The 13,217-nt window shown below is 61.5% G+C and carries 16 protein-coding genes, 1 tRNA gene and 1 pseudogene; 13 read left to right on the top strand and 5 right to left on the bottom strand.

Annotated elements, in window-relative coordinates; genetic code table 11:
- The 4 genes from P8Y39_09910 to P8Y39_09895 form a co-directional block, all read left to right on the top strand.
- A partial coding sequence (locus P8Y39_09910; GenBank protein ID MEJ2192639.1) for a PAS domain S-box protein occupies window positions 1-2,458 on the top strand: 2,458 nt, incomplete at its 5' end.
- 14 nt (window positions 2,459-2,472) lie between these two features.
- Window positions 2,473-3,111 carry a response regulator transcription factor gene (locus P8Y39_09905; protein MEJ2192638.1) on the top strand — a complete coding sequence of 213 codons (639 nt, stop codon included), beginning with the start codon at window positions 2,473-2,475 and terminating at the stop codon, window positions 3,109-3,111.
- Between the two features lie 158 nt (window positions 3,112-3,269).
- Entirely contained in the window at window positions 3,270-3,479 is a 210-nt protein-coding gene (locus tag P8Y39_09900) for a hypothetical protein (GenBank protein ID MEJ2192637.1), read from the top strand.
- Between the two features lie 69 nt (window positions 3,480-3,548).
- On the top strand, window positions 3,549-3,848 hold the full coding sequence (locus P8Y39_09895; protein ID MEJ2192636.1) for a hypothetical protein: 300 nt from the start codon (window positions 3,549-3,551) through the stop codon (window positions 3,846-3,848).
- A gap of 84 nt (window positions 3,849-3,932) precedes the next feature.
- Here the strand turns inward: P8Y39_09895 and P8Y39_09890 are convergent, their stop codons facing one another.
- Both P8Y39_09890 and P8Y39_09885 read right to left on the bottom strand, forming a co-directional pair.
- The gene (locus P8Y39_09890; GenBank protein ID MEJ2192635.1) at window positions 3,933-4,223 is read right to left on the bottom strand and encodes a hypothetical protein; all 291 of its coding nucleotides are present in this window, start codon (window positions 4,221-4,223) and stop codon (window positions 3,933-3,935) included.
- Between the two features lie 171 nt (window positions 4,224-4,394).
- Window positions 4,395-4,637 carry a GlsB/YeaQ/YmgE family stress response membrane protein gene (locus P8Y39_09885; protein MEJ2192634.1) on the bottom strand — a complete coding sequence of 81 codons (243 nt, stop codon included), beginning with the start codon at window positions 4,635-4,637 and terminating at the stop codon, window positions 4,395-4,397.
- 65 nt (window positions 4,638-4,702) lie between these two features.
- Between P8Y39_09885 and P8Y39_09880 the strand changes: the two genes are divergently transcribed.
- Entirely contained in the window at window positions 4,703-4,834 is a 132-nt protein-coding gene (locus P8Y39_09880) for a hypothetical protein (GenBank protein MEJ2192633.1), read from the top strand.
- A gap of 6 nt (window positions 4,835-4,840) precedes the next feature.
- Here P8Y39_09880 and P8Y39_09875 read toward each other — a convergent pair.
- Window positions 4,841-4,917: transfer RNA gene (locus tag P8Y39_09875), tRNA-Met, on the bottom strand.
- Between the two features lie 295 nt (window positions 4,918-5,212).
- Here P8Y39_09875 and P8Y39_09870 point away from each other — a divergent pair.
- The 8 genes and pseudogenes from P8Y39_09870 to alr all read left to right on the top strand — a co-directional run bounded on the left by P8Y39_09870 (window position 5,213) and on the right by alr (window position 11,457).
- Window positions 5,213-6,313, top strand: coding sequence for a hydrogenase small subunit (locus tag P8Y39_09870; protein ID MEJ2192632.1), 1,101 nt, complete (start codon window positions 5,213-5,215; stop codon window positions 6,311-6,313).
- Window positions 6,314-6,315: 2 nt separating this feature from the next.
- Window positions 6,316-8,028: pseudogene (locus P8Y39_09865) on the top strand (nickel-dependent hydrogenase large subunit).
- Between the two features lie 13 nt (window positions 8,029-8,041).
- The gene (gene cybH / locus P8Y39_09860; protein ID MEJ2192631.1) at window positions 8,042-8,704 is read left to right on the top strand and encodes a Ni/Fe-hydrogenase, b-type cytochrome subunit; all 663 of its coding nucleotides are present in this window, start codon (window positions 8,042-8,044) and stop codon (window positions 8,702-8,704) included.
- On the top strand, window positions 8,662-9,201 hold the full coding sequence (locus tag P8Y39_09855; protein MEJ2192630.1) for a HyaD/HybD family hydrogenase maturation endopeptidase: 540 nt from the start codon (window positions 8,662-8,664) through the stop codon (window positions 9,199-9,201). The genes cybH and P8Y39_09855 overlap by 43 nt, the downstream gene beginning before the upstream one ends.
- Window positions 9,179-9,472 (top strand): HypC/HybG/HupF family hydrogenase formation chaperone, encoded by a 294-nt coding sequence (locus P8Y39_09850; protein ID MEJ2192629.1) that lies wholly within the window; start codon window positions 9,179-9,181, stop codon window positions 9,470-9,472. Before P8Y39_09855 ends, P8Y39_09850 begins: the two co-directional genes overlap by 23 nt.
- A gap of 77 nt (window positions 9,473-9,549) precedes the next feature.
- Window positions 9,550-10,149: a molybdenum cofactor guanylyltransferase gene (locus P8Y39_09845; protein MEJ2192628.1), complete on the top strand. Its 600-nt coding sequence runs from the start codon at window positions 9,550-9,552 to the stop codon at window positions 10,147-10,149.
- A 5-nt stretch (window positions 10,150-10,154) separates the two neighbouring features.
- Window positions 10,155-10,364, top strand: coding sequence for a twin-arginine translocase TatA/TatE family subunit (locus P8Y39_09840; protein ID MEJ2192627.1), 210 nt, complete (start codon window positions 10,155-10,157; stop codon window positions 10,362-10,364).
- A complete protein-coding gene (gene alr / locus P8Y39_09835; GenBank protein ID MEJ2192626.1) occupies window positions 10,357-11,457 on the top strand; it encodes an alanine racemase in 1,101 nt (366 codons plus the stop codon). The genes P8Y39_09840 and alr overlap by 8 nt, the downstream gene beginning before the upstream one ends.
- Window positions 11,458-11,586: 129 nt before the next feature.
- Here the strand turns inward: alr and P8Y39_09830 are convergent, their stop codons facing one another.
- Together P8Y39_09830 and P8Y39_09825 are read right to left on the bottom strand one after the other, a co-directional pair.
- Window positions 11,587-12,792, bottom strand: coding sequence for a 6-phosphofructokinase (locus P8Y39_09830; GenBank protein MEJ2192625.1), 1,206 nt, complete (start codon window positions 12,790-12,792; stop codon window positions 11,587-11,589).
- 191 nt (window positions 12,793-12,983) lie between these two features.
- On the bottom strand, window positions 12,984-13,217 hold a 234-nt coding region (locus tag P8Y39_09825), incomplete at its 5' end, for a hypothetical protein (GenBank protein ID MEJ2192624.1).

The following is a 13,217-nucleotide window of genomic DNA, read 5'->3' as shown; positions in this document are numbered from 1 at the left end:
CGAGGACCGGGAGCTTGCCGCCCGGCACCTGACGGATGTGTGGCAGAAAGGGGGCAGGCAAAACGCCGAGCTCCGCCTGGTGCGGGCGGACGGTTCCGAGTTTTACGGGAGGCTCGAGTCCGCCCTCGTGGACGGCGAACCCCAAGGGGACCTCTGCATCTCCATCATCGCCAACGTCACGCGGTCCCGCCTCACCGAGGAGGAGCTGAAGGGGAAGGAAGAGACCCTTCACGCCGTCGTGCAGGCCCTCCGGGAAGGCATTGCCTTCAGCGACGGCGAAGGACGGTTCCACGTCTATAACCGGAGCATGGAGCGCCTGACGGGTTACACTCGCGAGGAGGCCAATGCGACAGGCGACTTCAACGTCCTTCTCTACCCCGACCCGGAGGTGCGGCGGGCGGCCGCCGAGCGGCTGGAGCAGCTGAAAAGCTTCGGTGACACCATCGAGACGGAGGCCCTCATCAGGGCCAAGGACGGCTCGGAGAGACACGTCGCGGTCATAACCGCCCTGGTGCCGTACAAAGACAGGACAATGTACCTTAGTGCCTTTCACGACCTCACCCGGAAAAGGAAGGCCGAACAGGAAAGAGAGCGTTTCGTCGGCCTGCTGGAGGAGACGGCCGACTTCGTGGGCATCAGCTCCCCCGAGGGCGGGCTGCTTTACATGAACAGGGCCCTTCGCAATTTACTGGATATCCCTCCTGAGGCGGACATCTCCGCGCTCGAGGTCCCGCAGGGCCTTACGGAAGAATCGGCGCGGCGCATCATGCGGGAAGGCATTCCGACCGCTCTTCAGGAGGGCCGCTGGCGGGGCGAGGCCCATCTGGCTGGACGCGACGGGGGGGAAATCCCGGTCTCCCTTCTCATCGTCAGCCACCGGGCGCCCGACGGCTCCGTTACATACATCTCGGGCGTGGCCAGGGACATATCCGAGCTCAAACAGGTGGAGGACACCCTGAGGGTCGCCGAAAGCGCCATCGCCTCGTCCATCAACGCCATAGCCCTGGGAGACCTCGACGGCACGCTGACCTTTGTCAACGATTCGTTCCTCAGTCTCCTGGGCTATGCGAACAAAGAAGAGGTCCTGGGCAGAAGCTACATGGATTTTGCCGTCCAGAAGGAAAACGCCGGCCGTCTCCTGGAGGTGGTGCGTGCCGAGGGCGGCTGGATAGGCGAGGGAAAGGCGGTGGCATCGGACGGCAGGCATCGGGACATCCAGATATCGGCCAGCCTGGTCAGAAACGCCGAGGGCAACCCCCTCTGCCTCATGGCGTCCTTCATAGACATCAGCGGCCAGAAGCGCACCCTGCAAGAGCTCCGGAGCTCCGAGGAAAAGCTCCTGTCGCTGACGGAGAACAGCCCGGACTTCATTCTCTATCTGGACCGGGACGGGACGATTTTACACATAAACCGTGCCCACGAGGGCCGGAGCACGGAAGAAATCCTCGGCACATACGTCCACGAATACGTCCTCCCCGAGGACAGGGAGACCCTCAGGCGGCACATGCAGACGGCCTTGCGGACGGACCGCACCATGATGTTCGAGATGCGTGCCGTGGGACCTCGCGAGTACCCCCTCTGGTACGAATGCAACCTGGGGCCGGTACGGCTGCACGGCGAGGTCACGGGCGCCGTCCTCATCTCCCGCGACATCACCGAAAGAAAAAACGCGGAGGATGCCCTCGCCATGTACCGGGAGCAGCTTGAGGACATGGTGGTCAAGCGCACCGAGGAGCTGGCCTCGGCCGTGGAGCTCCTGCGGGAGGAAGTGGCCGAAAGAAAGAGCGTGGAAGAAGCCCTCAAGGCATCCCGCCGGGAGCTGCGAGCGCTTTTTGCCAATCTTCAGGAGGTCCGGGAAGACGAGCGCAGGCGCATAGCCAGCGAGGTGCATGACGAAATGGGACAGATACTTACCGCGCTGAAGCTCGACCTGGCCTATCTGGGCAAGAAGGTCTGCCCGGATGAGGCCGCCGCCGAGAAGCTCCGCTCCATGTCGGCACACGTGGACAGCGTCATATCCGCCGTCCAGCGCATCACGATGGAGCTCAGGCCGACGGTCCTCGACGTCCTCGGCCTCGTGGCCGCCCTGGAGTGGCAGGTCCGGGAGTTCGAGTCGTGGTCCGGCATCACCTGCGCCACGGACCTCGCCATGGAGGACGCGGACATCGAGGAGTCCATGGCCACCGGCCTGTTCCGCATAGCCCAGGAGGCCCTCACCAACGTGGCCCGGCATGCCGAGGCGACAAAGGTGACAATTCTCCTCAAGCGGGAGCAGAACAGGATTCTCATGGTCATCGAAGACAACGGCAGGGGCATACCGGAAGACAAGCTCGACGGGCCGGCCTCTCTGGGCATCTCGGGCATCCGGGAGCGCGTCCGCTACATGGAGGGAACACTGCAGGTCGCAGGACGGTCCGGCCAGGGCACGACCCTGAGGGTGAGCCTGCCGCTGCTTTAATAAGGACGTCAGGAATGAAAAAAGTACAGATCCTCATAGCCGACGACCACCCCATCGTGCGCATGGGCCTCCGCCAGATCCTGGAGGAAACGATGGGCTCCATCGACGTGGACGAGGCGGAAAACGGACAGAGCGCCCTGGACAAGGCGGCCAAGCAGCATTACGACATCATGCTCCTGGACATAGCCATGCCGGGGCTCAACGGGCTGGACGCGCTGAAGCTCCTAAGGACCCAATGTCCCAAGCTCCCCGTCCTCATGCTGAGCATGTACCCCGAGGACCTTTACGCCGTCAGGGCGCTCAGGGCAGGGGCCGCGGGATATCTCACCAAGTCCAGCGCCCCGGACGAGCTGTTCTCCGCCATCGAGAAGATCCTCTCGGGCAAGAAGTTTGTCAGCGCCTCCCTGGCCGAACGCCTGGCCCTGGAGCTGGAAGGCAACAACAGGGAGAGGCCCCACGAAAACCTCTCGGACCGCGAATACCAGGTGATGCTCCTCATAGCCTCGGGGAAGACCATCTCCGACATAGCCCAGGACCTCTCCCTCAGCGTGAAGACCGTCAGCACCTACCGCACCCGCGTCCTGGAGAAGATGAACATGAAAAGCAATGCCGAGCTCATCCATTACGCGTTGAAAAGTGGTTTGATTTCATAGTCTTTCTCGCGCGCACGCGTCGATTCCTACAGCGTGTCGGTCCTTCGCCTACACCAAAATCAGTTCCCTTCCGATACCCTCTTCAAACCCTCGCGCCGTACCATACGACTAAAGCAACGGGACACACGCCGGGGAAATACGAAAAGGGAGGAGGCGCCATGAAATGTCCATTGCTTGAGGGGAACTACATCTCCTGCTGCCACGCATCCAGGGACATCTATGTCCCCAGCGGGTTCGAGCTCAAGGAGTACTGCACGACAAGCACCTACAGGGCCTGTCCCCTGTACCTGAGAGCCAGGAGCGGGTCGGAGGAGCGGTTCGCCTGGGATGGGCGTGACGCCCGGAGCGCAAGGGTCCGGAGCATGTGACGATGTTGCCAAGGGTCCTCAAGCCGGACGCTGACATAATCTTTATCTGACGAACTCGGGAGGAAACTGATGAGTGTGCGGACGCTTTCGGAACAAGTCATTGTTCAGGCCGTGGAAGACCTTTTCGACCCGGCCACCCGGGCGGAAGCCGTGGACTTTTTTCGGGGGGACGGTTTTCATTTCTTCGCCGACGTCTCGGGGATGAATGCCCGTGACAAAGGCAAACTGCTCGTTTTGCTGGAAAGGCTTCTCAGTCCGGAAGAACAGGGGCCTTCGGTCGATGCCGGGGAGGCCAAGGAGCGGCCCGCCTCGGGCATGCCTTCTCTCTCGCTTGCAGCACTTGAACGGCTACACGTTACGCGTCCATGATGCCATTCGGCCAGACCGGGGGCGAACACCCACACAAGCCGAGCTGCCCCCCAGCGAACGCCCCCGGTCTTCTCTTGCCGCCGGTCATTTAAAATGAGAAAGGGCCCGCTTGTAAGCCTTTTCAAGCTCCTGCATGGCCTTTTCAAGGTGAGGTTTCGCGTCCTCCCAGGCCCCCTCGCCGGCTGAGCGAAGCTCCCTGAGCTTCTCCTCAGCCTCTCTCTTCTTCTGCTCTGCCTGCTCCATGGCCTCCCGCAGTTTCGGCTGGGCCTCCTCCTTTGCCTTCCTGAGCCTCTTTTCGAGCTCGTCGAGGCGCTCCTCGTAGCCCTGGAGCTCCCTCTGCACCTGTTTTTCGTACTCCTTCCGTTTCTCGCTCACGTATTTGCGGGTTGCCTCAACGGCCTCTCCGCTCTCTCTTTTGACATCCTCCGCGCTGGTGCCGCCCGCCTGCCCGGCTGCCGAGGCCCATTGAGCACCGGGGCATACGGAAACCGCAAAAAAAGTGAAAACAAGTACCCTGAATATCCAGCCCGCCTTCATCGTGCCCCCCTAAATCCTTTTCACGAGGCCTATGACAAACAGCAGCACCATCGCTCCCACCACGGCCATGACCAGGGAGCCCACAAACCCGTAGGCCTCCACGTTCAAGATATCGAAAAGATAGCCCCCGATGACCGCCCCCAGCACTCCCACCACCAGGTTTCCGGCAAGCCCGAAACTGTGGCCCCGCATCAGCTTGCCCGCCACCCAGCCGGCGAGAAGGCCGATTATCAAAAACCAGAACAGCTCCATGCGGCCCTCCCTTCCCGAATACGCACCACCTTCCACAAATGTAAACGAGAAAAGGGACTTTGGCAATGGATTTCCTCGCCGGTCTTGTGCCGGCCGGCAGAGGGCTCTTCATCCCCGGGTTCGTGGAGAAGCCAATGGTGGAAAAACGGTGGAAGAGGCCACGAAAAAGGGGTCACCCGGACCGGATAACCCCTTGATTTACTTGGTGGCGGGGGCGGGATTTGAACCCGCGACCTTCGGGTTATGAGCCCGACGAGCTACCAGGCTGCTCCACCCCGCGACACACGTATTTACTATATCGAAAACCTCCGGACAGTGTCAAATCCAGAATGGCCGCACCCGGTGTGGTAACCCTGTAAGCCCTCATGAGGGCGGCAAAAAACAACCATCCGGAGACGTTGCGGGAGGTTATTCATAAGAAATATTGATGAATTTATATAAGTCAATTGACAGCTATGCATTAAGGATGTATCCTTGTAACGGCTGGAGCGGGATAGCGACGGTCCGCATGCCTGCTCGGCCCGCGTGGATAGGGTAAGGGGCGGAACAACCCGTTTTTTGTCACGGAGGTGAACATGGGCTCCACTGGAGGAGAGAAGCACGGGGAACTTTACGCATCCCTTGTGCGCAAAGGGGTGTCGCGGCGGGACTTCATGAAGTTCTGCACAGCCATGGCCGCAACGCTGGCCCTGCCGGCAGGCTTCGGGAGCACCATTGCCGAGGCACTGGAGAAGGCGGACAAGCCCGTCCTTGTCTGGCTGGAGTTTCAGGACTGCGCGGGCAACACCGAGTCCTTCCTCAGGGCCGACCATCCGACGATAGCGGAGTTGGTCCTTGATATCGTTTCCCTGGATTATCACGAGACCATCATGGCCCCGGCGGGTTTCCAGGCCGAAAAATCCCTTGAGGACGTGGTTAAGAACCAAAAGGGCAAGTACCTCGTCGTGGTGGAAGGCTCCATACCTACAGGCGACGGCGGCGTATATTGCACGGTCGGCGGCAGGGCCGCGGTGGACATCGTCAAGGAGGTTTGCGGCAACGCCCTTGCCACTATCGCCGTGGGTGCCTGCGCCTGGGACGGCGGGTGGCCAGCCGCACAGCCCAACCCGACCGGAGCGAGAGGGGTCAAGGACGTTGTGAAGGGCATTACCCTCATCAACCTGCCCGGATGCCCGGCAAACGTCGAAAATATAACCGGCACTGTCGTCCACTACCTCACCTTCGGGAGCTTCCCGGTCACCGACAGCATGGGGCGGCCATATTTCGCTTACAGGGAAATCATCCACGACCACTGCGAAAGGAGGGCCCATTACGACGCGGGCCAGTTCGTGAGGCAGTGGGGAGACGAAGGGCACCGCCTGGGATGGTGCCTTTACGAGATGGGCTGCAAGGGACCGGAGACGAGGAAGAACTGTCCGCAGATAAGATGGAACGGAGGCACCAACTGGCCCGTCCGCTCGGGCCACGGCTGCATAGGATGCGCGGCACCCCACTTCTGGGACACGATGTCGCCTTTTTACAGACGCCTTCCCAAGGTGCCCGGCTTCGGCATCCAGTCGACCGCTGACCGCATCGGCGTTGGCGTGGCCGCCGTCACCGCCGGGGCTCTGGCAACCCATGGCGTGGTGAGGGCCGTCAGGGGCAAGAAGACCGAACCCGAGAAAACGGAGGAGTGAAGATGGCGAAAAAGATTGTCGTTGACCCCGTTACCAGGATTGAAGGCCATCTGAGAATCGAAGCCCAGGTCGCCGACGGAAAGGTCTCCGATGCGTGGGCATCGAGCACGATGTTCCGGGGAATGGAAATCATCCTGAAGGGCCGGGACCCGCGCGACGCATGGCTGTTTGCCCAGCGAATATGAGGCGTTTGAACGACGGTTCACGCCACCAGCTCCGTGAGAGCTGTAGAAAACGCGCTTGACATAACGATTCCGGACAACGCAAGGCTCATCAGGAACCTGATAACGGGCATTCAGTACGTGCAGGACCACGTCATCCACTTCTACCACTTGCAGGCCCTTGACTGGGTGGACATCGTCAGTGCCCTCAAGGCGGACCCCGCCAAGACCGCCGCTCTTCAGCACTCCATCTCGGACTGGCACAATTCGGGTGCCGGGTATTTCGCGGACGTAAAGGCGAAGCTGAAGGGCTTTGTGGATCGCGGCCAACTCGGGCCCTTCGCAAACGCCTACTGGGGCCACCCGGCCTACAAGCTTCCGCCCGAGGCCAACCTTATGGCAGTGGCCCATTATCTCGAGGCCCTGGACTGGCAGAAGGACGTCATCAAGATACACGCGATCCTGGGAAGCAAGAACCCCCACGCCCAGACGTACCTCGTGGGCGGGACGGCCTGCGCCATCGACCCCAACAGCGAGAGCGCCCTCAACGTCATCAGCATCTCCCTGATGAAGGAACTGGCCAACAAGGCGAAGGTCTTCGTGGAGAAGGTCCATATCCCCGACCTCCTGGCGGTGGCATCTTTTTACAAGGACTGGGCCGCGTACGGTGCGGGCGTCGGCAATTACCTTTCCTACGGCGAGTTCCCGAACGACAACATCTCCAACACCGACAACCTCTGGCTGCCGCGCGGCATAATCCTCGGGAAAGACCTGAGCACGGTTCACCCCGTAGACCAGGAAAAGATAGCCGAGTACGTCACCCACTCCTGGTACACCTATCCCGAGGGGAACGACGTGTCCAAGCATCCCTGGGAGGGAGAGACGAACTACAAGTACACCGGGCCCACGCCCCCCTACGAGGAGCTTGACACCGACGCCAAGTACAGCTGGATCAAAGCCCCCCGCTATAACGACACGCCGATGGAGGTAGGCCCCCTGTCCAGGATGCTGGTGGCGTACGCTTCCGGCCACAAGCGGGTGCAGGATGTGGTCAACATGGCGCTTGGCAAACTCAACGTCGGACCCGAAGTGCTCTTTTCCACCCTGGGACGCATAGCCGCGAGGGCCGTGGAAACACTCGTGACCGCCGAGAAGATACCGGACTGGATTGACCAGCTCGACGCTAACATCAAGAAGGGCGACTTCCGGATAGCCGACACCTCCAAGTGGGAGCCTTCCACGTGGCCCGCGGACACCAAGGGTTTCGGATGGCACGAGGCTCCCCGCGGCTCCCTGGGCCACTGGGTCCGCATCAAGGACCAGAAGATAGAGAACTACCAGTGCGTGGTGCCGAGCACCTGGAACGGCTCGCCGCGGGACGCCAAAGGCCAGAGGGGAGCCTACGAGGCGGCGCTTATCGATACTCCGGTAGCCGACCCCAACCAGCCCCTTGAGATACTGAGGACCGTGCACTCCTTCGACCCTTGCATGGCCTGCGCGGTGCACGTTCTGGACGCGCAAGGGAAGCCCGTGATGAAGATACGGGTCGTTTAGAAAGGAGGGCCATGTGAACGGGAGAAGCAGAGTATACGTCTGGGAGTTCCCGGTAAGGTTCACCCACTGGGTGAACGTACTTTCCATCCTCACCCTCTCGGTCACGGGGTACTACATCGGCAACCCATTCGTCCACGCCCAGTATGCCAGTCAGTACATCATGGGCTGGATGCGGTTCATTCACTTCGTGACCGCGTACGTCTTCACGGCGAGCATCGTCGTGCGCCTGTACTGGGCCTTCGTGGGCAACAAGTACTCACGGTGGACCCAGCTCTTCCCCTTGACGCCGGCAAGGTGGCACGAGCTCTTGGAAAACCTGAAGTTCTACCTCTTCATCCGGCGCAAGCCGGTCCCCACGGTGGGCCATACCGCCCTGGCGGGTGCGTGGTACTTCTTTCTGTTCGTGCTGCCGGCCTACGAGATAGTCTCGGGGTTTGCCCTTTACAGCGTCTCGCACACCGGCTCCATCGTATGGACAGCCCTAGGGGGCTGGCTCCTCGCGGTTCTGGACCTTCAGACCATCCGGCTCTGGCACCACTTGGTCATGTACTTCATCCTGGCTTTCGTGCTCATCCACATCTACATCGCCCTGTACCTGGACATCGCGGAAAAAAATGGGCTCATGGAGAGCATATTCAGCGGATACAAGTTCGTCACCAGGGAGGAGACGAAATAAAAACAGTCATCCTGGGCATCGGAAACATTCTTCTTCGCGACGAAGGGGTCGGGGTCCACGCCGTGGCGTCCCTGGGGGAGCTCTATGAGTTTCCGCCTCATGTAGAGCTCTTGGACGGCGGCACAATGGGCCTCGACCTCCTTCCTTTCGTGGAGGGGGCGGAAAACCTTCTCATCGTGGACGCCGCCGAGCTCGGGGAAGAGCCCGGCACGGTCCGCCTCCTGGAAGGTTCCGACATCAGCTCTTTCCTGGACATGAAGTTCTCCGTCCACCAGATAGGGCTCCCCGACATGCTCTTTGCCGCCGAACTCATGGACATTTCCCCCCGGCGGCTGGCCATGGTGGGCGTTCAGCCCCAGGACATGGGCACCGGCACGGAGCTTTCCGAGACTCTAAGCAACGCGATGGGAGACGTTCTTCACTCCGTAATCGAAAAACTCTCCGCATGGGGCGTCGCCCCCTCAAGGAGGAGCCATGTGCCTGGCCATACCCTCTGAAGTCGTCGAGATAGAGGATCTCATGGCCACCGTGGACGTGATGGGCGCCCGCCGGGCCGTCAACCTGGTGCTCATGCCCGAGGAAGTGGCCCTGGGGGACTTTGTGCTGGTGCACGCCGGCTTCGCCATCCAGAAAGTGGACCAGGAGGCCGCCGAGGACGCACTGGCCCTCCTGAAAGAGGTCGTCCAAAAGCTGGAGCAGGAAGGCGCCTTCCAGGAGGACGAAGACTGGGATGCCCTCCCCCCGCCCCCCGGGTTTCCTTCGCTTTAACCGTCCCCTTTCGGCACGGTTCCGAAGAGGGCGGAATTCCCTTGTGTTAAAACCACTTTGTGGAATAAACTAAAAGAATGAAGGGCGTCATCCTTTCCGGCGGCAGAAACAGCCGGTTCCCTTATCCCAAGGGATTCATCGAGGTCGAAGGTGAGAGTCTCCTTGCACGAAACGTCGCCCTTCTCAGGTCTCTGGTGGGAGAGGTAGGCATAAGCACCAACGTGCCGGAGCTTCATTTCCCCCTGGGGGTTCCCCTTTTCGGCGACGTCATTGACGATGCCGGCCCTCTCGGAGGGATTTTCTCGGCATTCCTGGCCACCGGGGCGGACGCACTCCTGGTCGTGGCCTGCGACATGCCTTTTCCTAACCCCGAGCTTATGAGGTATATTATAAGGAAGACGGCCGGGGAGGCCACGGTGCCCCTCTGGGAAGGCCGCCCGGAGCCACTTTTGGCCGTTTATACGAGGAAGACCTTGGAGAGGATGGAGGCCTGCCTCCGGAGCGGGCGGCGGTCTCTTACGGGTTTCCTCCGGATTCTGGATGTCCGGTACATAGAGGAGCCGGTCGTCAGGAGGATGGACCCGGCCGGGGAATCCTTCGTAAACATAAACACCCCGGAAGACTTCGAGAGGGTGTTCGGCCGGGGCAGGAAAAGCGCCCTGGCCCAAGGAGGGTAGAGATTATGTTCGGATTGGGAACGCAGGAGCTCATTATCATCTTCCTGATCGTCATGGTGCTGTTCGGGGCCTCACGGCTCCCCGAGATAGGCAGCGGCATCGGGAAGGCGATAAAGAACTTCAAGAAGGCCACCTCGGAGCCCGACGAAATCGATGTGACTCCGAAGAAGGAAGTTCAGTCCAAGTCGGACGAAGAAAAAGAAAAGAGTGCATAGGGGTTTAACCGCGGAAATCGACCTCGATGCCGCGCTTTATAACCTCACTTCCCTCAAGGCGGCTGCCGGCGGCCTGCCGGTTATCGCCGTGGTCAAGGCAGACGCCTACGGGCACGGCGCTGTGGAACTCTCCCGTCTTTATCAGAAGGCGGGCGTGCACGCCCTTGCGGTAGCCTTCCTCTCCGAAGCCCGGCAACTGCGGGAGGCGGGCGTCACCGCCCCTGTCCTGGTTCTGTTCGACCGGTCCGAGGTGAAGGACTATTTCGCCCTGGGCTTGACCCCGGTCATTCATGACGCGGACACCGCCCGGGCCTTCTCGGAAGAGGCATCGAGAGGCGGCACCGTCCTGGACGTCCACGTCAAGGTGGACACCGGCATGGGCAGGATGGGCATGCCGCCCCTGCCCGAGGAGGTCTTGTCGGTGGCGCGTCTTCCCGGCCTCAGGGTCGCGGGCCTCATGACCCACTTTTCCGAGGCGGACCTCGCCGACGGCGAATTCATGGCCGTTCAGCTCAGGCGTTTTCACTCCCTGCGGGAGGCCCTGGCCGGTGCGGGCCTTACCCCTCTATGCCACGTCGCCAACAGCGCCGCGTGCCTTGCCTTCAGGGAGTCGCACCTGGATGCGCTCCGCCCCGGCCTGGCCCTCTACGGCGAAAGCCCCTTCGAGGACGGGCGTGAGGGGCTTGCCCCCCTCAAGCCGGTGATGACCGTCAAGGCCCGGGTCCTGGCCCTCCGCCGCATGGGCGCGGGCCAGCCGGTAAGCTACGGGCGCACCTTCGTCACAAAGCGCGACACCCTGGCCGCCGTTCTGGCGGTGGGATACGCCGAGGGGTTCAGCCGCCGATTCTCCAATACGGGCCATGCCCTGCTGGGAGGCACGCGCGCTCCCGTGATGGGGAGGGTCTGCATGGACCTCGTCGTGGTGGACGCCACCGAAGCGCAAGGCGTCAGGGAGTTCGACGAAGCCGTGCTCCTCGGTGCCCAGGGGGACGAGAGAATCACCGCATGGGAGCTCGCCCGCACGGCCTCCACCATCCCCTACGAAATCCTCTGCTCACTGGGGCGAGGGGCCAGACGGGCCTATACCGGATGAAACTCCGGATATCGCAGAGAACACATTCGGCGCGGGAGGCATCCGGACGCCCCGGACCGAAGCCCGCAAAAAGGGCCGCCTCCGGATAGGGCGGCCCTTTCGCCTGTTCTTGTCGCTCTCAATATCTGACTAAAGGCAGCGCACCACCGGGCCTGTGTGCTCTTTTATCTCCGGGGTGAACGTGGCGGGCTTCCTCCCGAAGCAGATGCCGAGCTGTTCGTAAAGGGCTACTTCGTCCAGGTCCACGTGCCTTTGCTTGATGACCTCGGCCGTCGACTGATAGAAGATATCTTTCCCGCGGACGTCGATGACCGTAACCCCCGTGATGCCCCTGGAGAGAAGGAGTGTCGCCGCCGCACCCGCCTTTTGCCCGAAAACCACGTCAAAGGCAGAGGTCCTGCCCGAGCGCACCAGGTGTCCCGGCGTAACTTCCCTGACCTCGGGAAGCTCGTAGACGCCCGGGACGAACATGCCGACATCTTTCATGAATGCGGCAATCTCGGGGTCCTTCTTCATCCTCTCCTCGAGCCGCTTCCTGACGTACTTGCCCGCTCCGGCGAGCTTGACATGGCCGAAGGCGTCCTTTCCGGCGCCGGTGTCGGCGATGGTCTCGCCCTTGGCGTCCTTCATGCCCTCGGCGGCCACGATGCAATAGGTCCCGGCGTGCACGTCGCTCTCGCGGACGCGCCGGGTGTATCGCTTCTTCATGTGCTCGTAGACGACGTCGAAGTCAACGGGTATCTCGGGCAGGAGGATGCAGTCCGCCTCGGCGCCCACTCCCCCGCGGAAAGCGGTGTGCCCCGCATAGCGCCCGAAGACCTCCACGACGAGCACCCGGTTGTGGCTCATGCCGGTGGTCTTCAGGTCCCGGGTGAGCACGGCGATGCGGTTGACCGCCGAGTCGCCGCCCACGCTGTAGGACTGCAAATCGAGGTCCATCGTCTTGGGCACGTGCACGCACCGAATGCCCTGCTCGCCCAGGTCCACCATGACGCTTCCGGTGTCGTCGCCCCCGCTGATGACAAGGCCCTCGATGCCGTGCTTCTTGAGCCCTTCCTTGATGCGCTCGTACTTCTTCGGGTCCTCTATCTTCTTTATCTTCACCCGGGAGTGCCCCGCCTCGGACCCGGCCGCGGTAGCCTCGATGCGGACCAAACGGCTCGGGCTCAGCCTGACCAGGGAGTCCATCTCAACCAGGTTGTACAGTCCCGCGTAGCCGTTGGGGATGACGCAGACCTCGCTGCCCAGGGACTCGGCCATCTCGGAAGCCCCCTTGATAACCGCGTTGAGCCCGCCGCAGTCACCCCCGCTCGTCAGCACCCCTATCTTCTTCATCTCGGCATACCTCCCGTTCTCCGCATTCGCATTATTCTTCCCCGAAAAGGGAGCTGAAAACGCTTCCATATTAACAGACCGGAAAAGGAGGGTCAACAGAACGGAGACCCGGGGAGCCTTTCCCTCAGGCCTTCCCGCCTCCCCGGCACGTGATACAATCAATGGAATCGCCGTTTTCAGGAGAACCTATCTCAAAATTGATTTCGAAGCGAAAGAGAGAAGACATGGCGGCAGACAAGGACGGAAGGGGAAATCGCCCGGAGGCGCAGCAGGGCTGCGTTGAGGACGATTTTTCCTTCAGGACGCCGTATGCCGCCATTTAGGCCTCTTTCAGCCAGGGGTCCCCGAAAAGTCGCAAGACTTTTCGGGGCTGAGCCGGAAGCGATTTTGAGATAGGTTCTGGAGCCCTTTTCATATGAAAAACC

The organism is Nitrospirota bacterium, assembly GCA_037386965.1.
In the GTDB taxonomy this organism is placed as follows: domain Bacteria; phylum Nitrospirota; class Thermodesulfovibrionia; order Thermodesulfovibrionales; family JdFR-86; genus JARRLN01.
The sequence above is the reverse complement of the archived record's forward strand: the minus strand, read 5'-3'. Positions and strand labels throughout refer to the sequence as shown.